This window comes from Streptomyces sp. NPDC001549 (assembly GCF_042894025.1).
Lineage (GTDB): Bacteria > Actinomycetota > Actinomycetes > Streptomycetales > Streptomycetaceae > Streptomyces > Streptomyces kutzneri.
On sequence record NZ_JBIAVJ010000012.1, the window covers coordinates 131,610 to 157,184 of the forward strand.

21 protein-coding genes, 1 tRNA gene and 1 pseudogene are annotated in these 25,575 nt (G+C 73.1%); 12 read left to right on the forward strand and 11 right to left on the reverse strand.

Features of this window, described 5'->3' with window-relative positions; translation table 11 throughout:
• Positions 1-6: 6 nt before the first annotated feature.
• Together ACFY04_RS21120 and metG are read right to left on the reverse strand one after the other, a co-directional pair.
• On the reverse strand, positions 7-1,290 hold the full coding sequence (locus tag ACFY04_RS21120; protein ID WP_389118689.1) for a glycosyltransferase 87 family protein: 1,284 nt from the start codon (positions 1,288-1,290) through the stop codon (positions 7-9).
• Between the two features lie 201 nt (positions 1,291-1,491).
• Entirely contained in the window at positions 1,492-3,207 is a 1,716-nt protein-coding gene (gene metG / locus ACFY04_RS21125; protein ID WP_389118691.1) for a methionine--tRNA ligase, read from the reverse strand.
• A gap of 499 nt (positions 3,208-3,706) precedes the next feature.
• Here metG and ACFY04_RS21130 point away from each other — a divergent pair, with 499 nt between their 5' ends.
• Both ACFY04_RS21130 and ACFY04_RS21135 read left to right on the forward strand, forming a co-directional pair.
• Positions 3,707-4,282, forward strand: coding sequence for a sigma factor-like helix-turn-helix DNA-binding protein (locus ACFY04_RS21130; RefSeq protein WP_389118692.1), 576 nt, complete (start codon positions 3,707-3,709; stop codon positions 4,280-4,282).
• 812 nt (positions 4,283-5,094) lie between these two features.
• Positions 5,095-5,814: pseudogene (locus tag ACFY04_RS21135) on the forward strand (IclR family transcriptional regulator C-terminal domain-containing protein); the annotation flags it as partial.
• A gap of 420 nt (positions 5,815-6,234) precedes the next feature.
• Here the strand turns inward: ACFY04_RS21135 and ACFY04_RS21140 are convergent.
• Positions 6,235-6,319: transfer RNA gene (locus ACFY04_RS21140), tRNA-Leu, on the reverse strand.
• A gap of 291 nt (positions 6,320-6,610) precedes the next feature.
• On the opposite strand from ACFY04_RS21140, the gene ACFY04_RS21145 reads away from it, so the two are divergent.
• Positions 6,611-7,846 (forward strand): low temperature requirement protein A, encoded by a 1,236-nt coding sequence (locus ACFY04_RS21145; protein WP_389118693.1) that lies wholly within the window; start codon positions 6,611-6,613, stop codon positions 7,844-7,846.
• On the opposite strand, the gene ACFY04_RS21150 is transcribed toward ACFY04_RS21145, so the two are convergent.
• Positions 7,830-8,771, reverse strand: coding sequence for a beta-ketoacyl-ACP synthase III (locus tag ACFY04_RS21150; protein ID WP_314246367.1), 942 nt, complete (start codon positions 8,769-8,771; stop codon positions 7,830-7,832). The two genes, ACFY04_RS21145 and ACFY04_RS21150, sit on opposite strands and share 17 nt — an antisense overlap.
• A gap of 218 nt (positions 8,772-8,989) precedes the next feature.
• Here ACFY04_RS21150 and fdhD point away from each other — a divergent pair, with 218 nt between their 5' ends.
• Positions 8,990-9,817 (forward strand): formate dehydrogenase accessory sulfurtransferase FdhD, encoded by an 828-nt coding sequence (gene fdhD / locus ACFY04_RS21155; RefSeq protein WP_389118695.1) that lies wholly within the window; start codon positions 8,990-8,992, stop codon positions 9,815-9,817.
• Here the strand turns inward: fdhD and ACFY04_RS21160 are convergent.
• The 3 genes from ACFY04_RS21160 to ACFY04_RS21170 are packed head-to-tail and all read right to left on the reverse strand — an operon-like array spanning position 9,807 to position 11,751.
• Positions 9,807-10,268, reverse strand: coding sequence for a hypothetical protein (locus ACFY04_RS21160; RefSeq protein WP_389118696.1), 462 nt, complete (start codon positions 10,266-10,268; stop codon positions 9,807-9,809). The genes fdhD and ACFY04_RS21160 overlap by 11 nt on opposite strands.
• A gap of 1 nt (position 10,269) precedes the next feature.
• Positions 10,270-10,701: a (2Fe-2S) ferredoxin domain-containing protein gene (locus tag ACFY04_RS21165; RefSeq protein WP_389118697.1), complete on the reverse strand. Its 432-nt coding sequence runs from the start codon at positions 10,699-10,701 to the stop codon at positions 10,270-10,272.
• A gap of 9 nt (positions 10,702-10,710) precedes the next feature.
• The gene (locus tag ACFY04_RS21170; protein WP_389118699.1) at positions 10,711-11,751 is read right to left on the reverse strand and encodes a bile acid:sodium symporter family protein; all 1,041 of its coding nucleotides are present in this window, start codon (positions 11,749-11,751) and stop codon (positions 10,711-10,713) included.
• Positions 11,752-11,877: 126 nt separating this feature from the next.
• Between ACFY04_RS21170 and ACFY04_RS21175 the strand changes: the two genes are divergently transcribed.
• The 6 genes from ACFY04_RS21175 to ACFY04_RS21200 all read left to right on the forward strand — a co-directional run bounded on the left by ACFY04_RS21175 (position 11,878) and on the right by ACFY04_RS21200 (position 20,595).
• The gene (locus tag ACFY04_RS21175; protein WP_389118701.1) at positions 11,878-12,735 is read left to right on the forward strand and encodes a LysR substrate-binding domain-containing protein; all 858 of its coding nucleotides are present in this window, start codon (positions 11,878-11,880) and stop codon (positions 12,733-12,735) included.
• A gap of 103 nt (positions 12,736-12,838) precedes the next feature.
• Entirely contained in the window at positions 12,839-14,662 is a 1,824-nt protein-coding gene (locus ACFY04_RS21180; protein ID WP_389118702.1) for an AMP-dependent synthetase/ligase, read from the forward strand.
• 193 nt (positions 14,663-14,855) lie between these two features.
• Complete coding sequence (locus ACFY04_RS21185; RefSeq protein ID WP_389118703.1) at positions 14,856-16,124, forward strand: ABC transporter substrate-binding protein; 1,269 nt, start codon at positions 14,856-14,858, stop codon at positions 16,122-16,124.
• 9 nt (positions 16,125-16,133) lie between these two features.
• Positions 16,134-18,836, forward strand: coding sequence for an ATP-binding cassette domain-containing protein (locus ACFY04_RS21190; protein ID WP_389118705.1), 2,703 nt, complete (start codon positions 16,134-16,136; stop codon positions 18,834-18,836).
• Entirely contained in the window at positions 18,833-19,609 is a 777-nt protein-coding gene (locus ACFY04_RS21195) for an ABC transporter ATP-binding protein (RefSeq protein ID WP_389118706.1), read from the forward strand. The genes ACFY04_RS21190 and ACFY04_RS21195 overlap by 4 nt, the downstream gene beginning before the upstream one ends.
• Before the next feature lie 137 nt (positions 19,610-19,746).
• Positions 19,747-20,595 carry an aldo/keto reductase gene (locus tag ACFY04_RS21200; protein ID WP_389118707.1) on the forward strand — a complete coding sequence of 283 codons (849 nt, stop codon included), beginning with the start codon at positions 19,747-19,749 and terminating at the stop codon, positions 20,593-20,595.
• A 119-nt stretch (positions 20,596-20,714) separates the two neighbouring features.
• On the opposite strand, the gene ACFY04_RS21205 is transcribed toward ACFY04_RS21200, so the two are convergent.
• Both ACFY04_RS21205 and ACFY04_RS21210 read right to left on the reverse strand, forming a co-directional pair.
• A complete protein-coding gene (locus ACFY04_RS21205; protein WP_389118709.1) occupies positions 20,715-21,479 on the reverse strand; it encodes a class I SAM-dependent methyltransferase in 765 nt (254 codons plus the stop codon).
• Positions 21,479-21,784 carry a 4a-hydroxytetrahydrobiopterin dehydratase gene (locus ACFY04_RS21210; RefSeq protein ID WP_150260337.1) on the reverse strand — a complete coding sequence of 102 codons (306 nt, stop codon included), beginning with the start codon at positions 21,782-21,784 and terminating at the stop codon, positions 21,479-21,481. Before ACFY04_RS21210 ends, ACFY04_RS21205 begins: the two co-directional genes overlap by 1 nt.
• A 174-nt stretch (positions 21,785-21,958) precedes the next feature.
• Between ACFY04_RS21210 and ACFY04_RS21215 the strand changes: the two genes are divergently transcribed.
• Positions 21,959-23,758 carry an FAD-dependent oxidoreductase gene (locus ACFY04_RS21215; protein ID WP_389118711.1) on the forward strand — a complete coding sequence of 600 codons (1,800 nt, stop codon included), beginning with the start codon at positions 21,959-21,961 and terminating at the stop codon, positions 23,756-23,758.
• Positions 23,759-23,782: 24 nt separating this feature from the next.
• Complete coding sequence (locus ACFY04_RS21220; RefSeq protein ID WP_389118712.1) at positions 23,783-24,571, forward strand: helix-turn-helix domain-containing protein; 789 nt, start codon at positions 23,783-23,785, stop codon at positions 24,569-24,571.
• Here ACFY04_RS21220 and ACFY04_RS21225 read toward each other — a convergent pair.
• Positions 24,557-24,979, reverse strand: coding sequence for a hypothetical protein (locus ACFY04_RS21225; RefSeq protein ID WP_389118714.1), 423 nt, complete (start codon positions 24,977-24,979; stop codon positions 24,557-24,559). The genes ACFY04_RS21220 and ACFY04_RS21225 overlap by 15 nt on opposite strands.
• Positions 24,980-25,117: 138 nt before the next feature.
• Positions 25,118-25,564 carry a hypothetical protein gene (locus ACFY04_RS21230; protein WP_389118715.1) on the reverse strand — a complete coding sequence of 149 codons (447 nt, stop codon included), beginning with the start codon at positions 25,562-25,564 and terminating at the stop codon, positions 25,118-25,120.
• Between the last annotated feature and the right edge of the window lie 11 nt (positions 25,565-25,575).

The window sequence follows — 25,575 nt, forward strand, 5'->3', positions numbered from 1 at the left end:
GGGCCATCAGGCGAAATGCCCTCCCGACCGCTCGCTGCGCGCCCCCGGCCGCCCCTCCGACGGCCGGAGCCGGAGCCGGAGCCGGAACGAGCCCGTCACCACGCGCGAGACACCCGGTACGGCCACCGAGCGGGCCCAGACCGACAGCAGGACCGGCAGCGCCAGGTAGCCGAAGCGGCCCGCCGGGGCCAGGAGGAAGGCCAGCGTGAGGCCGAGGGCGAGGCGGTCGGCGGCGGCCACCACCGTACGCGGCGGCCGGGCGAGCAGGGAGAGGGCCACCGCGAGGCCTCCCGCCAGCAGCAGGCCCACCGTCAGGTACCAGCCCCAGGGGCCCAGTCCGGCCAGCAGGTGCCCGGGCAGCGGGCTGCTCGCCGGGGTCGGCACCTCCGCCCGCCCGGTGGGGAAGGCGAACACCTGACGCCACAGCTCCGCCGGCTGGAGCAGCGCCGCCGGCAGCACCAGCAGGGCCGTGCCGCCGGCCGCCACCAGAGCACAGCGCACCGCCGGCCGCCCACCCCGGCAGACCGCGAGCAGGGCGACGGCCACCGCGACCGCGGGCAGCGCCGTCCACTTCAGCGCGCACGCCCCGGCGAGGGCCGCCCCGGCCAGGACGGGCCGCCCGGCGGCGGCGGCCGCCAGCGCCAGGCAGCAGAGCCCGGCCAGCGGCAGGTCCACCCCGCTCACCGCCAGGGGCAGCGCCACCACCGGCGAGGCCACCAGGACCGGCAGCAGCCGGCCCGGTGCACCGCCCGCCCTACCGGCGGTCCCACCGCCCGGTGCACCGCCCGGCCCACCACCCGGCAGCCGCCGGGCCGCCCACAGGCAGCCGAACAGCACGGCCGCGCACCAGATCCGGGCGTCCCCCAGCAGCCGCACCAGCCGGCCGTCACCGCTGCCGTCACCCCCGAGCAGCGCCCGCGGTATGCCGAGCAGCGCCATGCCCGGCAGGTACGGGGTGTAGTCCCCGACGTGGGCGGGCCGGTCGACGTAGAGCCGGCCGGACTCCAGCAGGAGCCGGCCGGACCGTTCGATGACCGTCACCTCCGACTGCCCCTGCCCCGTCAGGACCAGCCACAGGAGCGGTACGGCGACGGCGCCCAGCAGGGCGGCGGCGAGCGCCGCGCGACGGCAGCCGAGTGCGGTGGCCGCGGCGGCCCCGAGGTATCCGGCGGCGGCGCACCAGCCCCACAGCCGGTGCGGCGCCAGCGAGGAGAACAGCGGGAAGGACAGCGCCCACGCGGCGGCGAGCAGCCAGCCGGTGGCCCACCGGGCGGTAAGGGAAAGGGTCATGGGCCCATTCCAGCCGCGCGGCCCCGGCCGGGTCTGCACAGCCAGGTGGACGGTCCGCGGTGGGGTTTCCCCTACCCTTCCCCCTCCCCCGCCCTCCCCGCGGGCATGCGAAAGGGGCACGACCCCATCGGGTCGTGCCCCTCACGCGGTTGTCACCGGGCCCTGAGAAGGCCTCGGGCCATGAGCCTCAGGCCTCAGGCCTCAGGCCTCCGGGTTGCCGCCGAACCGCTCGCGGTAGGACTCCAGGTCCTCCTCGGTGACCCGCGCGAACAGCACGGGCGGCACGGTGAACGGGGTGCCGGCCGGCACGGCGTCCAGGGACCGGGCCTGCTCCGGGGTGACCCACGTGGCCGTGTCGTCGGCGAGCGCGAACGAGGAGCGCATGGCGCGCGCCGAGGCCGGGATGAACGGCTCGGAGACCACCGAGTAGAGGTGGATGAGGTTCATCGCCGTGCGCAGGGTGAGCGCCGCGCCCTCCAGGTCGGTCTTGACCTCCAGCCAGGGGGCCTTCTCGTCCAGGTACGCGTTTCCGGCCGACCACAGGGCTCGCAGCGCGGCCGCGGCCTTGCGGTACTGGAGGGAGTCCATGTGGCCCTCGTACTCGGCCAGCAGCACGGCGATCTGCTCGCCCAGCTTGGCCTCGGCCTCGCCGGCGGGGCTGCCGGCGGGGACGTCGTCACCGAACTTCTTGCGGGAGAAGGTCAGTACGCGGTTGACGAAGTTGCCGAGGGTGCCGCCGAGGTCCTTGTTGACCGTGGTGGTGAAGTGCTCCCACGTGAAGGACGAGTCGTCGGACTCGGGCGCGTTGGCGATGAGGAAGTAGCGCCAGAAGTCGGCCGGGAGGATCTCCAGCGCCTGGTCGGTGAAGACGCCGCGCTTCTGCGAGGTGGAGAACTTGCCGCCGTAGTACGTCAGCCAGTTGAAGGCCTTGACGTAGTCGACCTTCTTCCACGGCTCGCGGGTGGCCAGTTCGGTGGCGGGGAACATCACCGTGTGGAACGGGACGTTGTCCTTGGCCATGAACTGGGTGTAGCGGACGTCCTCGGCCTCGTACCACCACGACTTGTAGTCGCGGTTCGCCGGGTCCAGGTCGGACCACTCCTTGGTGGAGCCGATGTACTCGATCGGGGCGTCGAACCAGACGTAGAAGACCTTGCCCTCGGCGGCGAGCTCGGGCCAGGTGTCGGCCGGGACCGGAACACCCCAGTCGAGGTCACGGGTGATGGCGCGGTCGTGCAGGCCCTCGGTCAGCCACTTGCGGGCGATGGAGGAGGCGAGCTGCGGCCACTCCTCCTCGTGCTCGGCGACCCAGGCCTCGACCTCGTGCTGGAGCTTGGACTGCAGGAGGAAGAGGTGCTTGGTCTCGCGGACCTCCAGCTCGGTGGAGCCGGAGATGGCCGAGCGGGGCTCGATCAGGTCCGTGGGGTCCAGGACGCGGGTGCAGTTCTCGCACTGGTCGCCGCGGGCCTTGTCGTAGCCGCAGTGCGGGCAGGTGCCCTCGACGTAGCGGTCCGGCAGGAAGCGGCCGTCGACCGGCGAGTACACCTGCCGGATCGCGCGCTCCTCGATGAACCCGTTCTCCTGCAGCTTCCGCGCGAAGTGCTGGGTGATCTCGCGGTTCTGCGCGGAGGAGCTGCGGCCGAAGTAGTCGAAGGACAGCTCGAAGCCGTCGTAGACCGCCTTCTGGGCGTCGTGGGCCTGCGCGCAGAACTCGGCGACCGAGATACCGGCTTCCTTGGCGGCGAGTTCGGCGGGGGTGCCGTGCTCGTCGGTGGCGCAGATGTACAGGACGTCGTGGCCGCGCTGGCGGAGGTACCGGGAGTACACATCCGCCGGAAGCATCGACCCGACCATGTTGCCCAGGTGCTTGATCCCGTTGATGTACGGAAGCGCGCTGGTGATCAGGTGTCGAGCCATCCTCGGATGCTCCATTTCCTATGTGCGGTACAACGTGACGTGACGGATTGTGAATGCGGTTCATCGTATCGAACCGCCGCGAAGCCACGCGCCGCATTTGTTCATGGGTGGACGTAACGCAAAAGCGAGGGCAGTGACCTCTCCGTCACGGCCCTCGCGATCAGGCCCATGTTACAGCCGGACCGCGGCGCACCCGACCGGTGTCCGGGCGGCGAGGGCGACAGCGGCAGCGGCAGCGGCGGCACCAGCGGCACGGGCGGTGGCACCGGCCGCGGGCATATGCATACGTGCTGGCTGGAGCCGTGCGTGATCGAGATCGATCACGGGTCGATCATCCGCGACGTTTTGCTTCCAGGTTTCTTCTCTGCGCCCTCCGAGTGCGCTCGCGCTGCTTTCCTGTTCAGCGCACAGGGGATGAGGTGGAGCGGTGAACGATGGCGGACCGGAGGAGTCCGGTGGGGTCGTGGGACTACCGAGCCGGCGTCGGCGGCCGACTCCCATGAGCCAGTGGGATCCGACGGCGCGCCTGTCGTACTGGGCCTTCCACGCCAATCGGCGGCCCGCGTACATGCGCTTCGCGTATCTGCAGCTGGGCTCCGACGCGGCGGCGGAGGAGGCGGTGGACGCCGCTTTCGACTCGATCATGGGTGAGTGGCTGCGGATGCTCCACATGGACCGCCTCGACGCCTACGCCTGGACCGTGCTCAAGCACTGCCTGGTCGACGGGCAGCGCCGGCGCCATCCGTGGCAGCAGCGGCCGGAGCCGATGGACATCAGCGCCTTCGAGGCCGCCCTCAAGGAGGCCCACGCCGATCAGTACGAGGTGCTGACCGACACCATCCGCTTCTACTCCGCCGTCTCCCGGCTCGCCGAGCGGCAACGCGACTCCGTACTGCTGCGGTACGGGCTCCAGTGCACCCCCGGTGAGGCCGCAGCCGTGATGGGCGTCGACGAGGCCACGGTCCGCTCCTACCTCGGACAGGCCCACCGGCGGCTCGCCCGCCTGCTCGCCACCTCCGCCGCGACCGGCGCATCGCCCGGATCAGCCGAATCAGCCGAATCAGCCGAATCATGAGGCGCTACGAACGGCAGGAGCTGCAGGACGGCGACCCGGTCCCCCGCTCCCTGGCCGAGTTCCTCGCCCGGGCGGGCGTCCGCGACCGCTACCGGCACTACGACCTCGGCGCCGCCGAGGCCCGGCTGCTGCGCGCCACACCGCACCCGCCCGCCTCCGGACACCGCGCCCGGCGCCGGTCGGTGCACGGCTGGAGCGACCCCGCCCGGGACTGCCCGCTCGACGCCGAACGGGCCCGGCGCGACCTCAAGGCCGTCTGCCTCGCCTCCGCGTGCGCGCCCAAGGCCGGGGCGCACCTCGACTCCTTTCTCACCGACGGACACACCGACCTGGCCGGGGCGGTCGTCTTCGGCTGTCTGCTGCACCTGGCCGGGCTGCGCGAAGGAGCCCGCTTCTGGTGGCAGTTCGCCGCCGGGTCGGGGAGCCCGCGGACCTCCGCGGCCGCGTACTGCCTCTTCCTCGACCACTCCCGGCGCGGCGAGCACCACGACGCCCGGCACTGGGCGCGCGAGCTGGGCCGGCGCGGCTTCCGGCCGGGCGGCCGACGGGATCTGCGGGAGGTCCGGCTGTGCACGCAGGCGGCCGTGCTGCGCTACGTGGACCAGCTCGAAGATCCCGACCTGGGCCCGGTGCCACTGCCGAGGCCCGGGCTGTCCGGGGTACTGGCCGCGTTCCTGCCGCAGCCCGTCACCGCGTCGGCCCCGGCGCCGCGGCCGGTGGCCGCGCTCCGCCCGGCGGCCGGACCGCTGCGCCACCCCGCGCTGACGGCGGCGAACCGCGGGACCACGGACCGGGCCGGAACGAGCCAGGCCCTGACGGAGGCGCGCCGCGCGCTGGCGGTCGTACGCGTCCTGGAACGGCACCCGTTGGGGGTCCGGGCCGACCGGCTCGCCCGGGAGTCCGGCCTCGCCGAAGGGGAACTGCGGCCCCTGCTGGCGATGCTGTGCGAGGAGGAGTACGCGGTGCGCCCGGCCCTCGGGGTGTACGGGCGCGGGCCCGCGCTGGACCGGCTCGCCACCCCCGGCGGGCACGGCCTGGCCTGGCAGCTCCAGCGCACCCTGGCCCTGGCCCGGGACAGCGCGGGCGCCGCGGTGTACCTCGGCCGGTACGCCGAGGGCGAGGTCCGGATCACGCAGATGGCGGACGGGCCCGCGACCCCGCCGGTGCGGGAGTGGGTCGACTTCCGGGCCGCCGCGCACGCCAGCGCGGTCGGCAAATGCCTGCTGACCCAGCTCGACCACGACGGACGCGCCGACCATGTGGCCCGGCACCGGCCCGCGCGGCTCACCCGGCGGACGATCACCGACAGCCGGGTCCTGTTCAGCGCCCTGGACGCGGTGGCACCGGGAGCGCCCGTGTTCGACCTGCGCGAGTACTCCCCCGGGGTCGTCTGTGCGGCGGTCCCGATCGCCACCGGGGACGCCGCCGGGAGCCTCGCGCTCTCGCTGCCCGCGAGCCATGCCCACCGGCTGGGAGCGGCCACCGGGACCCTGCGCCGCAAGGCCGTCCCGGTGCTCCTGGCCCTGCTCCTGACGGGGGCGATCCCCCCGGACGCCCCGGCGGCGGCCGCCGCGGAGCAGGCTCCGGCCGGCCGGACCCGGCCGATGCGGGCCCCGGTCACGCCGGTCACCCCGGTCACTCCTGAGACCCTGCGGCACCTGCGGCGGCTCTTCCGTACTCCGCTGACCGGGGGCACGGCCGCGGCCGGCGGCCCGCACCTGGTCAGCGACAGCACCGCCGCCGCGGCCTATCTCTTCGACGCCGCCCCGGACACCGACCAGCCCCGCCTGTCACTGCCCCACACCTTCACATCGGTCGTCCCGGGCAGCCTGACCACCCCGACGGGCCTGGTGGTCCTGGGTCCGTGACCGCCCCGGTCCGATCCGGCGGGTCCGGTCCGGTCCGGGAAAGCAGCAGGAGCCCCACACGATGTGTGGGGCTCCTGCTTCATGTGTCCGAGGGGGGACTTGAACCCCCACGCCCGATAAAGGGCACTAGCACCTCAAGCTAGCGCGTCTGCCATTCCGCCACCCGGACTAGGTGGTCGGCCCCGGTTTCCCGCGGCGACATGGACAACAATAGCAAAGGATCGACGGGGTTCCGACCACTTATCCCGGCGGTGATCGTCCGCCACGCCGGGCTGACCTGCACGCATGCACGAAAGGCCGTAGCGAGACGGGTCGTCTCGCCGCCGTCGGGGGCGGGCCGGTCCCCGGCCGCGAGGAGCGGAATGCCACGCGGCCACTTCCGGATGCTGATACCGGCTGGACATCAGGGGGAGCCGGGCGGTCGGATGGCTGCGCACACATCCGGGGGGGGGAGCCGCGCATGGAATCCGAGCACCGCGTCAGCACGCTGGAGCTGTTCTTCGACCTCGTCTTCGTCTTCACCATCACGCAGTTGACGGTGCTTCTGGCGGACGACCTGAGCCTGCGGGGCGCGGGGCAGGTGGTGCTGATCTTCACCGTCCTGTTCTGGATGTACGGGGGCTACGCGCACCTGACCAACCAGGTGCCGCCGGACCGGACGGTCCGGCGGGTGCTGCTGATGCTGGCCATGGGGGCGTTCATGGTGTGCGCCCTGGCCGTACCCACCGCCTTCGGGGCCGGCGGTATCGCCTTCGGCCTCGGGTACCTGCTGACCGTCCTGGTCCACGGCGCGCTGTTCACGCAGGCGCACGGCCGCGGGGTGCTGTGGTTCGCGCTGCCCAACGTGCTGTGCGCGCTGGCGGTGACGACCGCCGGGTTCTTCGACGGGCTGCCCGCCTGGGGGCTGTGGATGCTGGCGCTGCTGCTGCAGTTCGTGACGCCGGTGGTCGTGCAGCGGGTCGCGGCGAGCGGGGCGGCGGAGCCGGAGGTGGCCGAGACGGCCGAGGTGGCCGAGACGGCCGAGGTGGCCGAGACGGCCGAAGGTCCCGGGCAGACGGTCGGTGATCAGCTCGGCGGGATGAACGCGGCGCACCTGGTGGAGCGGCACGGTCTGCTGCTGATCATCGTCTTCGGCGAGTCCGTGATCGCGATCGGCATCGGGGTGGGCTCGCTGCCGCTGTCCCCCGGTATCGCGGGCGGCACGTTCCTGGCCCTGACGATCGCGTCGGCGATGTGGTGGATGTACTTCGTGCGCGACGAGGGCCGGGCCGAGGAGGTGTTCGCGCAGACCCCGCCGGAGCGGCGTTTCAAGCTGGCGATGACCGCGTACTACTACGCCTTCCTGCCCATGCTCCTGGGCATCGCCGTCTTCGCGGCGGGCGTGAAGAAGACCATCGGTCACCTCGGCGAGCACCTGCACACCGGCCCGGCGGTCGCGCTGGCGGGTGGGGTCGCCCTCTACCTGGCCGGGGACCTGGCCTTCCGCGCGGCGCTCGGCATCGGACCGGCCCGTTACCGCGCGGCGGCCCTGGTGCTCGCGCTCGCCACCGTCCCGATGGGAACCAGCTGGACGGGGGCCGGCCAGCTGGTGGCGCTGGCGTGCGTCCTGGTCGGCGCGCTGGCCGCCGAGGGCCGCCACCCCTCCGCCGAACCGGCGGAGGGAGCGGCCGCGGAAACCGTCACGGGCAGTGGATGACCTGGCCCGCGTAGGAGAGGTTGCCGCCGAAGCCGAAGAGGAGGACCGGGGCGCCGGAGGGGATCTCGCCGCGCTGGACCAGCTTCGACAGGGCCATCGGGATGCTGGCGGCCGAGGTGTTGCCGGAGTCCACGACGTCGCGGGCGACGACGGCGTTGACGGCGCCGATCTTGGCGGCGAGCGGCTCGATGATCCGCAGGTTCGCCTGGTGGAGGACGACCGCGGCCAGGTCCTCCGGGGTGATCCCGGCCTTCTCGCACACCTTGCGGGCGAGCGGCGGGAGCTGGCTGGTGGTCCAGCGGTAGACGGACTGGCCCTCCTGGGCGAAGACCGGCGGCGAGCCCTCGATCCGGACCGCGTTGCCCATCTCCGGGACCGACCCCCACAGCACCGGGCCGATGCCCGGCTCCTCGCAGGCCTCGACGACGGCCGCGCCCGCTCCGTCGCCGGTGAGCACGCAGGTGGTGCGGTCGGTCCAGTCGGTGATCTCGGTCATCTTGTCGGCACCGATGACCAGGGCGCGGGTGGCGGAGCCGGCCCGGATGGCGTGGTCGGCGGTGGCCAGGGCATGGGTGAAGCCCGAGCAGACGACGTTGATGTCCATCACGGCAGGGCCGCCGCCCATACCCAGCTTGGCGGCGACGCGCGCGGCCATGTTGGGCGAACGGTCGATCGCGGTCGACGTGGCCACCAGCACCAGGTCGATGTCGTCCGGGGTCAGGCCGGCTCCGGCCAGCGCCTTGCCCGCCGCCTGGTAGGCCAGCTCGTCCACCGGTTCGTCCGGGCCCGCCATGTGGCGCGTGCGGATGCCGACGCGGGACCGGATCCACTCGTCGGTGGTGTCGACCATGGCCGCGAGGTCCTCGTTGGTGAGCACTTTCGCGGGCTGGTAGTGCCCTAGCGCCACCACGCGTGAACCGGTCATGGGCGGGGTCCCCCCTTTGTACGGAAGTCAGGATTACCCAGCTTCGCCTGCTACTGGTGGGTACGTGTGCGTGTGACCCGACAGGATTCCGGCCCCGGATTTTGGAGCTTCCCGAGGATCCACCTGCCGGGGGCGTCGCGGGAAGCGGAACCGGGACAATGAGCTTGTCGGGAACCGGCGAGAACAGAGGCGAGAACAGAAGGGGTGGGCTGATCACCATGGGACGGGTCACCGAGCGCCGTCGCGTCGTCCGGATCCGGAACGGCGGGGCGGGTGTCCGGCCGGACACACTGGTGGCCGAGGAGCCGCTGGAGATACGTCTGAACGGGAAACCGCTGGCCATCACGATGCGTACGCCGGGCGACGACTTCGCCCTGGCGGTGGGCTTCCTGGTCAGCGAGGGGGTGCTCGGCGCCGCCTCGGACGTGCAGGCCGTCACCTACTGCGCGGGGGCGACGGAGGAAGGCTCGAACACCTACAACGTGGTGAACGTCCAGCTGGCCGCCGGGGTCCCGGTGCCGGACATCACGCTGGAGCGGAACGTCTACACCACCTCCTCCTGCGGCCTGTGCGGGAAGGCCAGCCTGGACGCGGTCCGTACGGCGACCCGCTTCCCGGGGATCGCCGCCGATCCGGTTCGGGTCCCCGCGGAGGTCCTCAGCGCGATGCCGGACCGGCTGCGCGAGGCGCAGAAGGTCTTCGACCGTACGGGCGGGCTGCACGCGGCCGGGCTGTTCACGGCGCAGGGCGAGCTGCTCGACCTGCGGGAGGACGTGGGCCGGCACAACGCGGTGGACAAGATCGTGGGCCGGGCGCACCAGTCCGGGCGGCTCCCGCTGGCGGGAGCGGTCCTGCTGGTGTCGGGCCGGGCCTCCTTCGAGCTCGTACAGAAGGCCGTGATGGCGGGCATCCCGGTGCTGGCGGCCGTCTCGGCGCCGTCCTCCCTGGCGGTGGACCTGGCGCTGGAGTCGGGGATGACGCTGGTCGGCTTCCTGCGGGGGCCGGACATGAACATCTACGCGGGCGAGGAGCGGATCACGCTGTAGGGGTCCTGCGGTAGGTCTCGCGGCCCGCACCCCCTTGGCGGGAGAAGTGGCCCCGCACATCGCTGCCGTCCCCCGAGGCGCCGCTCTTCCCGGTGCCGTCGAGCGTGAAATAGTCCCCGCAGTACGGTACCGACGGTCCGTCGAGCGTGAACTTGATGAGGATTCCCGGGTTCTCGTCGGAGATCCGGTCGATGGTCCAGACGCCCTCGGCGGTGAGCGCGGCCGGCGCCCCGCTCGGGGTGCACGTCCAGCCCGAGGAGTCCGTGAGGCGGGCCCGACCGTCGGCCGTCACTTCGAGCCGGGCTCCGTGGTCGCCCTGCCAGGTGCCGGTGACGTCCTCCGCCGTCAGCGGAACGGAGGGTTCGCTGCCTTCGACGGACAAGGCCACCTTCACGGTGACCAGGACCAGCAGGGCGAACAGTACGAGCACCGCGCGGGCGAGGTTCTGCACGTCAGCGCCCCCGGCGGCCGCGGCGGCCGGACTGCGCGGCCGGCTTCGGTGTCGGCGGGTCGATGCGGTGGAGGTCCAGGGTGGGCGGGACCGGGGTGGTGCCCGGGCCGCCGGACTCGGCCCAGGCGATGATCTCGTCGGTCGCGGTGTCGTCCAGGGCCCAGCCGAACCAGGTCGCGCGGGCGCCGCGGCGGCGGGCCTCGGTGGTGGGCTGGACCACGATGACGTTGGCCTGGGCGCAGGGGCCGAGGCACTCGCTCGTACGGACGGCCAGGCGGCCCCCGGAAGCGGCGGCGGCCTCGCGCAGCCGGGTCAGCTGACCGGCGTGGTCGGAGCCGGGGTTCTTGCGGGGGTCACCGCAACAGCAGCCACGGCAGACCACCAGCGTGCAGGGGCGTTCGGCGTGGGCGGCGAGCGGGCGTATCCAGGTCACCACCGAACGTTAACGGGCCCGGGGCGCGGGCCGTTGGCGCGCGGGCGAGACGTCCGCCACACGGTCGGCGGTGAGTTCGGGCATCGGATCCCGGGCGCGGCGCCGGGCGATGACCGCGCAGACCATCAGCTGCATCTGGTGGAAGAGCATCAGCGGGAGCACGGCGAGGGCGGCGTGGGCCCCGAACAGCACGCTGGCCATGGGGAGTCCGGCGGCCAGGCTCTTCTTCGACCCGGCGAACTGGACGGCGATGCGGTCCGCGCGGCCGAAGCCGAGGCGGGCCGCGCCGTACCAGGTGGCGAGGAGCATGACGGTGAGGAGTACGGCCTCCACCAGCATCAGGGCGGCGAGCCGCGGGAGGCTCACCTGGTGCCAGATGCCCGCGACCACGCCCGCGCTGAAGGCGGCGTAGACGACGAGCAGGATCGAGCCGCGGTCGACGTGGCCGAGGACCTGCTTGCGGCGGACGAGGAAGCCGCCGACCCAGGGGCGCAGGGCCTGTCCGAGGAGGAAGGGCAGCAGGAGCTGCAGCGTGATCTTGAGGAGGGAGTCGGGGGAGAAGCCTCCCGCGTCGCCGCCGAGCAGGGCGGCGGCGAGGAGGGGGGTGAGGACGATGCCGACCAGGCTGGAGAAGGAGCCCGCGCAGATCGCGGCGGGGACGTTGCCGCGGGCGATCGAGGTGAAGGCGATGGAGGACTGCACGGTCGAGGGGACCAGGCAGAGGAAGAGCAGGCCGCTGTAGAGGGGGGCGGTGAGCAGGCCGGGGACGAGGCCGCGGGCGGCGAGGCCGAGGAGCGGGAAGAGTACGAAGGTGCAGGCGAGCACGGTGAGGTGGAGCCGCCAGTGGCGCAGGCCGTCGAGGGCCTCGCGGGTGGAGAGCCGGGCGCCGTAGAGGAAGAAGAGCAGGGCACCGGCCGCGGTGGAGGCGAGGTCGGCGGCGGTGGCGGCCGGGCCGCGGGCGGGGAGCAGGGCGGCGAGGCCCACGGTGGCGAGCAGGGCCAGGATGTACGGGTCCAGGGGCAGCCGGGCGGGGAGGTGCGGGCGGCACATGCGGGGGTGCTCACTTGCTGTCGGGGCGGGGTCCTCCCTTCATGGTCGGCGGTGGGTGTTCATCGGGAAACCCGCACACCGCACTCACTGTCATCGCGATCCGTGATGAGCGGCTAACGTGGCGGTATGTACGACCCTGTCCAGTTGCGGACCTTCCTCACGGTGGCCCAGACGCTCAGCTTCACGCAGGCCGCTGGGCGGCTCGGCGTGGGGCAGTCCACGGTCAGCCAGCACGTGCGGCGGCTGGAGGAGGCGACGGGGCGGCCGCTGTTCGTCCGGGACACGCACAGCGTGGGGCTGACGGAGGACGGCGAGGCGCTGCTCGGCTTCGCGCGGACGATCCTGGAGGCGAACGAGCGGGCGGCGGCGTTCTTCGCGGGGACGCGGCTGCGCGGGCGGCTGCGGTTCGGGGCCTCCGAGGACTTCGTGCTGACGCGCCTTCCGGAGATCCTCGAAGGGTTCCGGCACGAGCACCCCGAGGTGGATCTGGAGCTGTCGGTGGAGCTCTCGGGAACGCTGCACGAGCGGCTGGACGCGGGGCGCCTCGATCTGGTGCTGGCGAAACGGCGGGGGCCGGGGGACGAGCGGGGCCGGCTCGTCTGGCGGGACCGGATGGTGTGGATCGGCGCGGACGGGCTGCGGGTGGATCCGGAGCGCCCTGTTCCGCTGATCGTCTTCCCGCCGCCGGGCATCACCCGCGCCCGGGCGCTGGAGGTGCTGGAGCGGGACGGGCGGGCGTGGCGGATCGCGTGCACGAGCGGCAGCCTGAGCGGCCTGATCGCGGCGGCCCGGGCCGGGCTGGGCGTGATGGCGCACACCCGGGGGCTGATCCCGCCGGGGCTGGTGCGGGTCGGCGGGCTGCCGGAGCTCGGGCCGGTGGAGTTCGCCCTGCTCCGCGGGCCGCGCCCGTCGGCCGCGGCCGAGGCGCTGGCCGCGGCCGTGCTCTCCGGCGCGGACCGGCTCAGTCGCACGTCAACGGCGTGAACACCGTGATCACTGGGGAGGTCTTGTGGAGGTATCCGAAGGCCGGGCACCCCCTGTTGACCATGAGGTACGTTCACCGCGGCGCGCGGAGAGGAGCGGGGCCTTGCGCGAGATCACCGTCCCACCCGTCGTCACGGGCGCACCCGTCGGCGGCCTGGCCGACATCGTTTTCCAGCACGCCCGCGAGGAGCCGGACCGGGTGGTTCTCGGCCGGAAGACGGACGGGGTCTGGCGGGACGTGACGTCCCGGGAGCTGGCCTCCGAGGTGCTCGCGCTCGCCCGGGGGCTGCTGGCCCAGGGGGTGCGCTTCGGGGACCGGGTCGCCGTCATGTCCCGCACCCGGTACGAGTGGACCCTCTTCGACTTCGCCCTGTGGGCGATCGGCGCCCAGCCCGTCCCGGTGTATCCGACGTCCTCCGCCGATCAGGTGCACTGGATCCTCTTCGACTCCGACTGCACGGCCTGCGTGGTCGAGGACGAGAACCAGGCCATGACGGTGGGATCGGTCATCGACCGGCTCCCCCACCTGCGCCGGCTGTGGCAGCTCGACGCCGGGGCCGTGGACGGGCTCGTCACCGACGGCCGCGGGGTCGCCGAGGACGTCGTGCACCGCCACCGGGGTGCCGTGACGCCCGACGCGACCGCCACCGTCATCTACACCTCCGGGACGACGGGCCGGCCGAAGGGGTGTGTGCTGACGCACGCCAACTTCATGTACGAGACCGACACCCTGGTCAGCCGCTGGGAGTCGGTCTTCCAGGCCCGACAGGGCGAGGTGCCGTCCACCCTGCTCTTCCTGCCGCTGGCGCACGTGTTCGGGCGGATGGTGGAGGTGGCCGCCGTCCGGGCGCGGGTGAAGCTGGGCCACCAACCGGTGCTGGCGGCGGCCGAGTTGCTGCCGGACCTCGCCGCCTTCCGGCCGACCTTCGTGCTGGGTGTCCCGTACGTCTTCGAGAAGGTCTTCGCGGGCGCCCGCCGCAAGGCGGAGGCGGAGGGGCGTACGGGCCCCTTCGACCGGGCGGTGGAGACGGCCGTGCGGTACGCGGAGGCGCGCGAGCGCAAGGCCTTCGGCGCCGGGCCGGGGCCCTCGGCCGCGCTGCGCATGGAGCACCAGCTCTTCGACCGGCTCGTCTACGGGAAGGTCCGCGAGGCGATGGGCGGCCGGGTGCGGCACGCCATGTCGGGCGGGTCGGCGATGTCGCGCCGCCTGGGGCTGTTCCTCGACGGGGCCGGGATCACGGTGTTCGAGGGGTACGGACTGACCGAGTCGTGCGCGGCGGCCACCGCGAACCCGCCCGGTGCGACCAAGTACGGCACGGTGGGGCGGCCGATCCCGGGCAGTACGGTGCACATCGCGGACGACGGGGAGGTCTGGCTGCACGGCAGCCACATCTTCTCCGGGTACCTCAACGACCCCCGGGCCACGGAGGCGGTCCTGCGCGGCGGCTGGCTGGCCACCGGGGACCTGGGCCGGCTGGACGCGGACGGGTACCTGACCATCACCGGGCGCAAGAAGGACATCCTGGTGACCTCCAACGGCAAGAGCGTGGCGCCCGCAGCGCTGGAGGAGCGGGTCCGTTCGCATCCGCTGGTGTCGCAGTGCGTGCTGGTGGGCAACGACCGGCCGTACATCGCGGCGCTGCTCACCCTGGACATGGACGGGATCGCGCACTGGCTGTCGATGCGCGGCCGGCCGCAGCTGCCGGCCGCGCAGCTGGTGGGTGACCCCGAGCTGACGGCGGAGGTGCGCCGGGCGGTGGTGGCCGCGAACACCCTGGTGTCGCAGGCGGAGGCGATCCGCACCTTCCGGGTGCTGGGTGAGCAGTTCACGGAGGAGCGGGGTCTGCTGACCCCCTCGCTGAAGCTCAAGCGCCGGGCGATCGAGAAGGCGTACGCGAAGGAGGTCGCGGCCCTGTACTCCTCCTGAGCCGGGTCCGGCGGCGGGCCGTCGCGGCAGGTCCGGGCGGCTCACCGGTGGTTCGGCAGGCGGCCCCGTCGGGCAGTCCACCGGGCGCGCACACACGTAACTGACGGATCGTCATTTCCATTCGTCGACAATATTGACGATCCGTCAGGTCACGCACAGAATGCGGGGATTCCAACCGGAGGGGATCCCCGACATGTTGCGACCGATCCGCACCCTGGCCGCCGCGGCGGCGGCCCTCGCGCTCGTCTCCGCCTGCAACTCCGCCTCCACCAGCGGGACCTCTCCCGGAAAACCCGGCGACGCGCCGGGCAACTCCCGCGGGGTGAGCGCCGATTCGATCAAGGTCGGCGGGATCGTGTCGATGACCAGTGCCAGCGGCTACAGCAAGAAGGACACCGATCTCGGTGCCAAGGCCCGCTATCTCCGGGCCAACGCCGAGGGCGGGATCAACGGACGCAAGATCGACTACCTCGGCGCGGAGGACGACGGCCAGGACCCCGTCAAGAACCTGGCGGCCGCCCGCAAACTCGTCCAGCAGGACAAGGTCTTCGCCGTCTCCCCCATGAGCTCGGTGACCTTCTCCGGCGCGGACTTCCTGGAGCAGGAGAAGGTTCCCACCTTCGGCTGGGGCACCCTGCCCGCCTTCTGCGGCCCCCGGCACATCTACGGCTTCAACGGCTGCCTGGTCCCCACCCCCGGCGGCACCCTCAACCAGACCTGGCCCGAGGGCATCGGCCAGATCCTCGGCGGGGCCCAGGGCAAATCGGTCGCGATCATCGCCAACGACAGCGACGCCGGCAAGTTCGGCATCCGCACCTTCCAGCAGGGCTTCACCAGCGCCGGGTTCAAGGTCTCCTACGCCAAGGCCTCCGTGCCCGCCACCGCCGTCCCGAGCGACTGGTCCGCGTACGTGAAGGAGATCCTCACCGGCAACGACGGCAAGGCCCCGGACGCCGTCGTCTCCGTCATGCAGACCCCCAACAACATCGGGCTGTTCACCGCGCTCAAGCGCAGCGGCTACCAGGGGCTGCTCTCCGACCCGACCGACTACGACCCGGGGCTGCTGGCCAAGGACGCCACCAAGCAGGCCCTCGACGGGGTGCACGTGCTGCTGCAGTTCCAGCCCTTCGAGTCGGCCGATCCGAAGATGGCGCAGTTCAAGGCCGACATCAAGGCGGCCGCGGGCGGCCAGGACGTGCCGCTCAGCATGCACATGTTGACCGGGTACATGTCGGCCGACCTCTTCCTGTCCATCGCGCAGAAGGCCGGAGAGAACCTGACCGTCGAGTCCTTCCAGGCCGCCGCGCAGGGCTTCTCCGACACCGGCACACTCGTCGGTGACCGCGCGGAGCCCAAGGGGCAGAAGGACAGCTTCGGCTGCGGAGCGCTCGTACAGCTGAAGAACGGCGCGTACGAGGTCTCCGTACCGTTCAAGTGCTACGAACCCATCCCCTTCAAGTAGGGCCGCGGCATGGGGGATCTGCTCGTCTTCGTACTGAGCGGTCTGGTCTCCGGCGCCCTGTACGCACTGCTCGCCACCGGGCTGGTGCTGTCGTACTCGGCGTCCGGACTGTTCAACTTCGCGCACGGGGCCACCGCCTACCTGTGCGCGCTCACCTTCTACGAGCTGCACTCGGGGCTGGGCTGGCCCGCCGTCCCGGCCGCCCTGCTGGTGGTCTTCGTCCTGGCTCCCGGTCTCGGCTGGGGGCTGGACCGGCTGATGTTCCGGCGGCTCGCCCGGGTCGGCGAGACCGCGCAGATCGTGGCCACCATCGGGCTGCTGGTGGCGCTGCCGGCCGCCGGGCTGTGGGCGGTGGAACTGCTGGCGGAGGCGGGCGCGCCGGTGAAGCCGGCGGAGAACCAGTTCGGGCTGCCGGGGGTGGGGCCCAGCCCGGCGAGGTCCTGGCAGCTCGCGGACGGCGTCGGCATCGACTCCGACCAGCTGATCACCTGGGTGGTGACGGCGCTGGTGGCGGTGGCCCTGTGGGTGCTGATGCGGCACACACGGCTGGGGCTGCACCTGCGGGCCGCCGTCGACAACCGTTCGCTGACCGAGCTGCGCGGGATCAGCGCCGACCGGCTGTCGTCGGTGGCCTGGATGGTCGCGTCGGGCCTGGCGGGCCTCGCGGGTGTGCTGGCGACCCCGCTGCTGGGGCTGTCGGCGCACGACTTCACCCTGTTCCTGTTCGTGTCGGCCACGGCGGCGGTCATCGGACGGTTCGCTTCCGTGCCGCTCGCCTTCGCGGGCGGACTCGGGCTCGGGGTGCTGCAGAACCTGGTGGCCGGGTACGCGTCCTTCGCCGAGTCCGTCACCGGCTTCCGGACGGCCGTGCCCTTCCTGATCCTGTTCGGCGGGCTGCTGGTGCTGACCCGCACGGCGCGGACGGCGGGGGTCGCGGCCGTGGACGCGCCGCCGGTCGACCATCTGGCCGGGGCCGCGTGGGGGCGGCGGTGGGGGGTGTGGGCGGCGGGTGCGGCGGCGCTGTGCGTGGCGCTCTACACCGTGACCACCCCCTTCTGGAGCGGCCTGCTGGCGCAGGGGCTGGCCATCGCGCTCGTGTTCATGTCCTTCACGGTGGTGACCGGGCTCGGGGCGATGGTGTCGCTGGCGCAGGGCACCTTCGTGACCGGTGCCGCGCTCGTGGCGGGGCTGCTCATGAGCCGGGGCTGGCCGTTCGTCGCCGCGCTGGCGGTGGGCACGTGCGTGGCGGCCGTGCTGGGGGCGCTCGTCGCGCTGCCGGCGCTGCGGCTGGGGGGCAGGTCGCTGGCCCTGGCCACGCTGGCGCTGGCCTTCCTGGCCGATCAGGTGCTGTTCCAGCTGCGCTGGCTGCGCAACGGCGATGCCGGGTGGCCGATCCCGCGGCCGGTGTTCGGACCGGTGGACCTCTCCGACGACCGGGCGCTGGGGGTGGCCCTGGTGGTCCTGGTCGCGCTGGTGGCGGCCGGGCTGACCGCGCTGCGGAACTCCCCGTCGGGGCGGGCGATGCTCGCGGTCCGGTCGGCCCCGGCGGCGGCGGTCGCCTCGGGGGTCTCCGTACTGCGCACCAAACTGCTGCTGTTCACGCTGTCGGCGGGGCTGGCCGGGTTCGGGGGCGTGCTGTACGCCTCGTACAACACCCGGATCACGGCGACGGACTTCACGGCGATGACCGGGCTGGTGTGGCTGGCGGTGGTCGTGGCGGCGGGCGTGCGCAGGCCGCAGTACGCGGTGGTGGCGGGGCTGGTGTTCGCCGTCGCCCCGCGGCTGCTGTCCGACTACGTGACGGAGTCCGCGCATCTGCCGGTGATCCTCTTCGGGCTGGCGGGGTTGGCCCTGGCCAACGATCCGGACGGGTACTGCGCGGCGGTGCCGGTGCGGCTGGCCCGCCGGCGCGCCGCCGCTTCCCAGGGCTCCGCCCCGGACCCGTCGGGGGCTCCGCCCCCGAACCCCCACGCCTCAAACCCCCCCGGCTACCGCTGGGAGGTGCCCCCTGGCGAGGCTGGCATTTCCCTCGAACTGCGCGGGGTCACCGCCGGGTACGACGGGGGGCTCGTGCTGCACGGGGTCGATCTCACCGTCCGCGCGGGCGAGATCCTCGCCGTGCTGGGGCCCAACGGGGCCGGGAAGAGCACCGCCTGCCGGGTCGCCGCCGGGCTGCTGCCCGCCACGGGCGGGGCGGTGTACGTGGGCGGGCGGGACGCGACCCGGGACGGGGCCGTACGCCGGTCGCGGGCCGGGGTGCTGCTCGCCCCCGAAGGGCGCGGGATCTTCCCCGCGCTCACCATCGAGGAGAACCTGGCCCTGTACCTCCGGGACGCCGACGCCCGCGCCGCCGTCTACGCGCGCTTCCCGCGGCTCGCCGAGCGGCGCGGGATCCCCGCCGGAGCGCTCTCGGGCGGGGAGCAGCAGATGCTGGCCCTGGCTCCGCTGCTCCAGCGGCCGCCCGCGGTGCTGATCGCCGACGAACCCTCGCTCGGGCTCGCCCCGCGCGTGGTGGAGGAGGTGTACGCGCTGCTCACCGAGCTCCGCGACGCAGGGACGGCGCTGCTCCTGGTGGAGGAGAGGGCGGCCGAGATCCTCGGGATCGCCGACACCGTGGCCTGCCTCTCCCAGGGCCGGGTCTCCTGGTGCGGCCCCCGGGCCGAGGTGGAGGCGGACCGGCTCACCGAGGCCTACCTGGGGATGGCGACATGAGCGAGGGCGGGTACGTACTGGAGGCCCGCGGGGTCGGCGTGCGCTTCGGCGGCGTCCGGGCGCTGACCGGCGTGGATCTCGGGGTCCGCGCGGGCGAGGTGTGCGGGCTCATCGGGCCGAACGGCGCCGGGAAGACCACGCTGTTCGACGTACTGTCCGGGATCCGCCGCCCCGACCAGGGGCGGATGCTGCTGGACGGGGCGGACGTCACCCGGCGCTCCCCCGTCTGGCGGGCCCGGCACGGGATCCGCCGGACCTTCCAGCGGCAGCAGTTGTTCGGGCAGCTGAGCGTGGCCGACAACGTGCTGGTGGCGCAGGAGTGGCGGGGCGGCGGGGGCGGGCCGGCCGCCGATCTCCTCGCCCTGCCGGCCCGGCGGGCCCGGGAGCGCGAGCGCCGGGCCCGCGGCGAGCGGGTGCTGGCCGACTGCGGGATCGGCGCGCTCGGTGCCTCGTACGCCGGCGGGCTGCCGGTCGGGCAGGCCCGGATGGTGGAGCTGGCCCGTGCGGTGGCCGATCCGCCGCGGGTGCTGCTGCTGGACGAGCCCGCGTCGGGCATGTCCGCGCCCGAGCGCGGCCGGCTCGCGGAGGTCGTGCGTCGGCTGGCGGAGCGGGAGGGCTGCGCGGTGCTGCTGGTCGAGCACAACGTGGCCTTCGTGATGGAGCTGTGCGCGCGGGTCGTCGTACTGGACCTCGGGACGGTGCTGGCCGAGGGCACCGCGGCCGAGGTACGGGCGAACCCGCTGGTGCGGGAGGCGTACCTCGGGACCGCGTGAGGGCGCGCACACAACCGATGGCGGGAATACGTCGTACGAGGGGCCGGTTATCGCCCCTCGTGCGACGCTCCACGACCGACGCACGACGCACCGACGCACCGACGCACCGACGCACCGACGTGAGGGAACGACCAGACGTGAACCAGGTCCCCGCCATCAAGCTCAACAACGGCACGCTCATGCCCCAGCTCGGCTACGGCGTCTGGCAGGTGCCGGACGCGGAGGCGGAGCGCGCCGTCGGGACCGCCCTGGAGGCCGGCTACCGCAGCATCGACACGGCCGCCATCTACCGCAACGAGGCGGGCACCGGCAAGGCCGTCGCCGCTTCCGGGCTGGCACGCGAGGAGCTGTTCGTCACCACCAAGCTGTGGAACAGCCCGAAGCGGAAGTGGGGCCGGGACCAGGTGCTGCGCGCCTTCGACGACTCCCTCGCCAAGCTGCGCCTCGACCATGTCGACCTGTACCTGATCCACTGGCCGCGTCCGATGCGCGACGATTTCGTCGCCATCTGGAAGACCTTCGAGGAGATCGCGGCGAGCGGCCGCGCCAAGGCGGTCGGCGTGTCGAACTTCCGCCCGGCCGACCTGGAGCGGATCGCTGCCGGGAGCGAGCTGGTCCCGGCCGTGAACCAGGTCGAGCTGCACCCGCTCTTCCCGCAGGCCGAGCTGCGCGCCGTGCACGCCGAGCGCGGGATCGCGACCGAGGCCTGGTCGCCGCTGGGCCAGGGCAAGGAGCTGCTGACGCTCCCGGCCGTGGCCGCGATCGCCGCCGCGTACGGCCGCAGCCCCGCGCAGGTGGTGCTGCGCTGGCACCTGCAGCACGGGAACATCGTGATCCCGAAGTCGGTGACGCCCGCGCGCATCCGGGAGAACCTGGACGTGTTCGGCTTCGAGCTGGCGGCCGCCGACATGGCGGCGCTGGACGCCCTGGGCGCGGGTGCGGCGGGCCGCCGGATCGGGCCGGACCCGGCCGAGTTCGACATGTGACGGGAACCGGATCCGGGTCCCGCTCCGGTTTCCCGGTCCGGTTTCCCGGTCCGGATACGGATGCCGGCCCGGATACGGACCCCGGCCCGGGTCCGGGTCCGGGCGGCCCTTCCCGCTGGTCAGACGCGTACGAAGCTCCGTATGCGGTACGTCGGCTCCGCGCGGGGGACGTCCTGGTCCGGCAGCAGTTCCAGCCGGGCCGCCAGCTCCTGCGCGGTGATGCCGCGCGGGACGATCCGGGAGGCGTACCGGCCCGCGAGCAGGGACTCGGCGGAACCGCGCGGGGTGCGGCCCTGGCCGTGGCCGGTGAAACGGGCCTCGCCGACCGGGAGCAGGCCCGCCCGGGCCGCGTAGGCCTCGACCTCCCCGGAGGCGTCCGAGGGGGTCGGGGTCAGGTGCGCGGCGAAGACGGCGTCTATGTCGCTGCCGACGTCGTGCGCCGAGTCCTTGTCCACGGTGGCGAGGAAGACCCCGCCGGGCCGCAGCACCCGGGCGGCCTCGGCGATCACCGCCGGCACCAGTCCCGGCTCGCGCAGCAGGTGCAGCAGCCACACCGCGCTGACCGCGTCCAGGGACGCCGGCCGGACCGGCAGCCGGGCCGCGTCGGCGAGGGTCACCGGGATGCCGCGCCGCGCTGCGATCGCGGCCATGCCGTGGGAGGCGTCCGCGCCCAGGACGCGCAGGGCGGGGCGGCTGATCCGGCTGGTGACGATGCCGGTGCCGCAGCCGAGGTCGAGGAGGGTGTGCGCGTCCGCGGGGAGGAGTTCGAGGACGGCGGCGGCAGCCGCCTCGGCGCGCGGGATGCCGCCGCGGGTGGTGTCGTAGGCCTCGGCCTCGGCGTCGTAGTCGAGCAGGGATCTCACGGACGGTATGTGCGTGGTCATCAGCTCGCGCCGTGGGCGGGGGCGAGGGCCTCGACGCGTTCGGCGAGGGCGAAGTCGGACTCCGTCACCACACCGCCGGCGTCATGGCTGTTCACGGAGAGCCGGACCGTGTTGTAGCCGAGGGTCAGGTCGGAGTGGTGGTTCAACTCCTCCTGGACGGTGGCGATATGGACGACGAGGGCGCTCGCGGCGAAGTGCGTGCCCAGCCGGTAGGTGCGGAAGATCCGGTCGTCCTCGAAGGCCCAGCCGGGGAGCTCCCGCAACCGGTCCTCGATCTCCTTCTGTGACAGCGGCTCACTCGGCATGCACCGGCTCCTTTTCCCCGTGACGTGTAGTCAAGGTTCCCACAGTGCACACCGGACCAATCCTTTCGCGCCATAGTGCGCTCGGGTGCTTCTACGCCTTCCAGGTCCGTCCCGCCCCCCATATGCTCCTGCGCCGAACACACTGTTACCAGCGGTAACGAGGGGGCATTCGCCATGGCGGGCACAGGAAGTTCCAGGCGTACGTTCATCGCGGGCGCGGGCGCGGCGGCCACCGCCGGGGCGGTCCTGGCCGGGGCCGGGACGGCTCCCGCGGCGGCTGCCGGGGCTGCCACCGGGGCCGGACCGGCGCCCGGCGGACGGCGTGTCGCGGTGCTCGGCGGCGGCGTGGCGGGCCTGACGGCGGCACACGAACTCGCCGAGCGCGGCTACGCCGTCACGGTGTACGAGCGCCGGGCCCTCGGCGGCAAGGCGCGCAGCATGGACGTGCCCGGCAGCGCCCGCGGCGGGCGCCGTCCGCTGCCCGCCGAGCACGGCTTCCGCTTCATCCCCGGCATCTACCACAACCTGCCCGACACCATGCGGCGCATCCCCTTCCCCGGGAACGCGTCCGGGGTGTGGGACAACCTCGTCGCCCCGCGCGAGATGATGTTCGCCCGGGCGGCCGGGCGCGAGGACCTGCGCGGACCCATCCCCTGGCCCGGGCACTCCCCCGCCGAGCTGACGCCCGAGGAGATCCGGCGGGCCCTCGCCGGCATCCTGCAGACACTGGTCCGGCTCCCGCCGCACGAGACCGCCTACTTCGTCGACCGCGTGCTGGTCTTCCTCACCAGCTGCGACGAGCGGCGCGAGGAGGTCTGGGAGCGGACGCCCTGGTGGGACTTCGTGCGCGCGGAGCGGATGTCGAACGAGTACCGGCGCATCCTCGCCGTCGGCATCACCCGCAACATCGTGGCGACCAAGGCCGAGGAGGCCTCCACCCGTACGGTCGGCACCCTCGGCGAGGCCTTCGTCCTCAACCTGCTGGGGCGCGGGGCGGACGGCCCGCCCGACCGGATCCTCAACCTGCCGACCAACGAGGCCTGGATCGACCCCTGGGAGGCCCATCTGCGCTCCCTCGGCGTGGAGTTCAGGATTGGCTGGACCGTACGGGAGGTGCGGTACGCGGGCGGCCGGGTGAGCGGGGTCGCCGTCGAGGGGCCGGACGGCGCCGCGCAGACCGTCACCGCCGACCATTACGTGAGCGCGCTGCCCGTCGAGCACGCCCGCCGCACCTGGAGCGCGGCGCTGCGGGCCGCCGATCCGATGCTGGGTCGCTGCGACAAGCTGGAGACGGACTGGATGACCGGTATCCAGTTCTATCTGACCGAGCGGGCCGAGCTGGTGCACGGCCACCTCAACTGCATCGACTCCCCCTGGTCGTTGACGGCGATCCAGCAGGCCGAGCACTGGCCGTCCCGCGACTTCCCGGCCGACTACGGCGACGGGACGGCGGTCGACTGCCTGTCGGTGGACATCTCCGAGTGGGACAAGCCGGGGATCCTGTACGGGAAGACGGCCAAGCAGTGCACGCGCGAGGAGGTGGCGCGCGAGGTGTGGGCGCAGCTGAAGGCCTCCCTCAACGACACCGGGCGGACCCTGCTGACCGACTCCACGCTGCACTCGTGGTTCCTGGACCCGGGCGTGGACGGGCTCGGCACCCCGCACCCCACCAACCAGGACGAGCTGCTGATCCACCCCGTCGGCACCCTGCACAACCGGCCGAGCGCGGGCACCCGTATCCCGAACTTCTTCCTCAGCGGGGACTACGTCGCCGTCGACATCGACCTCGCGACGATGGAAGGGGCCAACGCGTCGGCGCGCGCGGCCGTCAACTCCCTGCTGGACCGGGATGGTTCCGACGCACCGCGGTGCACGGTCCATCCGATGTACCGGGCGCCGGAGCTGGAGCCCGCCAAACGGCACGACCGGTGGCGCCACCGTCTCGGCCTGCGGAACGTCTTCGACCTGGGCTGACCCTCCTCGGCTAACGTCGTACGCATGACGACGACGAGTGTGGGCACCCTGCTGCGCGCCTGGCGGGAGCGGCTCGGCATCAGCCAGCTGGAGCTGGCGAGCCGCGCCGACTCCTCGTCCCGGCACATCAGCTTCATCGAAACGGGCCGGTCCCGGCCGAGCGAGGAGATGGTGCTGCGGCTCGCCGGCCATCTCGACGTACCGATGCGGGAGCGTAACTCCCTGCTGCTCGCGGCGGGTTACGCCCCGCACTACGCGCACACCGCGCTGGACGACCCGGCGATGGAGACGCTGCGCGAGGGCATCGCCCGCCTGCTGACGGGGTACGAGCCCTATCCCGCCCTGGTCGTGGACGCCGTGTACAACGTCGTCGCCGCCAACCAGGGCATCGCGATACTGCTGGACGGACTGCCCGAGCACCTGCTGACCCCGCCGCTGAACGCCATGCGGATCACCCTGCACCCCGAGGGCCTGGCCCCGCGGATCCACAACCTCAAGGAGTGGCGCGGGCACCTGCTGGCGCAGATGGAGCGGCAGATCGCGCTGGCCCGCTCCGAGCCGCTGCGCGCCCTGTACGAGGAGGTGTCGGCCTATCCGGTCGGCGAGCGCCCGGGCGACAGCGCCCCGGAGGAGCCCACTGCGTACATCGCGCTGCCGCTGGTCATCGAGCACGACGGGCACGTGCTGTCCTTCGTGTCGTCCATCGCGACCTTCAACACGCCGATGGACGTGACCGTCGCCGAGCTGGCCATCGAGACGATGCTCCCGGCCGACCCGGCGACGGTGAAGTACCTGCGCTCACTGGGCGGCTGAGCCCGAGCGCAGGGCGAGCTGCTGGAGCACGGCGAACCCGGCCACGGTGACGGCCTGCACCGGGATCCACAGCAGCCCGGCGGTGGTGGGCTCGAACCAGAGCGCCAGCGACGCCAGACTGAGGGCGGCCCAGGCGTAGTTCGTCTCGATGACGAGCTTCACGGGAAGGACGGGCGGCTGCCGCCGAGAGCCGAGCCATCCGACGGCGGCCCCGTACGCGACGAGGAGGATCCCGAGGGCCGGCAACAGCCCCTGCCCGACCCCGAGCAGCCGGCTGAGCGGGGCGGAGAAGGCGACGTACGCGAGCCCGTTGGCGGTGGTGACGGCGGAGTCGAGGGCGAGGAACCGGCGCAGCGCGGTCTGCGGGACGCGATTGCGGGCGAAGCCTGCGAGCGGGGTCGCGGACATGGGAATCAGCCTCCATCGAGGTCGAACGGCCAGGTGGGACACGGATCCCGGGACCGAGTGCGCGGCCCCGGAACCCGATGCGTCCACTGTGCCGGGGCCCGCGGGGAGGGTCGATTACCTCCGGGGTAACGGGCGGTCTCAGGAGTGGGCCCGCAGCGCCGCGTAGGCTCGCTCGATCTCGCCCAGGTATTGGTCCAGGCGGAAGCGGACCTCGTCGACGGCGGTGTCGTCGCGGCCCGCGTACATGAGGTCGGACCAGATGACCGTCTCGCCGCGGAGCCGGATCCGGATGGTCAGCCGGTCCGGCCCTGATCCGGGTGGTTTCTCGGTCGCCACGTCCGCCCTGCGCGGCATGTCCGTCGGATAGAGCGGCCCGCCCGGGCGGAGCAGCTGCCTCGGGCCGAGACCGGCCATCCTGCTGTCGCTGCGCGCCACCACGTCGAGGCCGTCGACGAAGAGGTAGGTGTGGACGGCCGCACACACCGGCGGCCCGGGGCACGCGCCGATGAGCAGCGTGCTCGTCTCGCTGTCGCTCTGCCTGTCGGGCGCGGCGGCCCGCAGCGCACGCGGAGATCTACGCGGCATCCGCCTGATGT

Excerpts from the sequence above, each read along its gene's own strand:
- ACFY04_RS21225 (WP_389118714.1), bottom strand. The coding sequence starts at position 24,979 with ATGTCCGCGACCCCGCTCGCAGGCTTCGCCCGCAATCGCGTCCCGCAG.
- metG (WP_389118691.1), bottom strand. The coding sequence starts at position 3,207 with ATGGCTCGACACCTGATCACCAGCGCGCTTCCGTACATCAACGGGATC.
- ACFY04_RS21190 (WP_389118705.1), top strand. The coding sequence starts at position 16,134 with ATGGGGGATCTGCTCGTCTTCGTACTGAGCGGTCTGGTCTCCGGCGCC.
- ACFY04_RS21205 (WP_389118709.1), bottom strand. The coding sequence starts at position 21,479 with ATGACCACGCACATACCGTCCGTGAGATCCCTGCTCGACTACGACGCC.
- ACFY04_RS21230 (WP_389118715.1), bottom strand. The coding sequence starts at position 25,564 with ATGCCGCGTAGATCTCCGCGTGCGCTGCGGGCCGCCGCGCCCGACAGG.
- ACFY04_RS21220 (WP_389118712.1), top strand. The coding sequence starts at position 23,783 with ATGACGACGACGAGTGTGGGCACCCTGCTGCGCGCCTGGCGGGAGCGG.
- ACFY04_RS21215 (WP_389118711.1), top strand. The coding sequence starts at position 21,959 with ATGGCGGGCACAGGAAGTTCCAGGCGTACGTTCATCGCGGGCGCGGGC.
- ACFY04_RS21175 (WP_389118701.1), top strand. The coding sequence starts at position 11,878 with ATGTACGACCCTGTCCAGTTGCGGACCTTCCTCACGGTGGCCCAGACG.
- ACFY04_RS21120 (WP_389118689.1), bottom strand. The coding sequence starts at position 1,290 with ATGACCCTTTCCCTTACCGCCCGGTGGGCCACCGGCTGGCTGCTCGCC.
- ACFY04_RS21170 (WP_389118699.1), bottom strand. The coding sequence starts at position 11,751 with ATGTGCCGCCCGCACCTCCCCGCCCGGCTGCCCCTGGACCCGTACATC.
- ACFY04_RS21150 (WP_314246367.1), bottom strand. The coding sequence starts at position 8,771 with ATGACCGGTTCACGCGTGGTGGCGCTAGGGCACTACCAGCCCGCGAAA.
- ACFY04_RS21195 (WP_389118706.1), top strand. The coding sequence starts at position 18,833 with ATGAGCGAGGGCGGGTACGTACTGGAGGCCCGCGGGGTCGGCGTGCGC.
- ACFY04_RS21130 (WP_389118692.1), top strand. The coding sequence starts at position 3,707 with ATGAGCCAGTGGGATCCGACGGCGCGCCTGTCGTACTGGGCCTTCCAC.
- ACFY04_RS21185 (WP_389118703.1), top strand. The coding sequence starts at position 14,856 with ATGTTGCGACCGATCCGCACCCTGGCCGCCGCGGCGGCGGCCCTCGCG.
- fdhD (WP_389118695.1), top strand. The coding sequence starts at position 8,990 with ATGGGACGGGTCACCGAGCGCCGTCGCGTCGTCCGGATCCGGAACGGC.
- ACFY04_RS21210 (WP_150260337.1), bottom strand. The coding sequence starts at position 21,784 with ATGCCGAGTGAGCCGCTGTCACAGAAGGAGATCGAGGACCGGTTGCGG.
- ACFY04_RS21145 (WP_389118693.1), top strand. The coding sequence starts at position 6,611 with ATGGAATCCGAGCACCGCGTCAGCACGCTGGAGCTGTTCTTCGACCTC.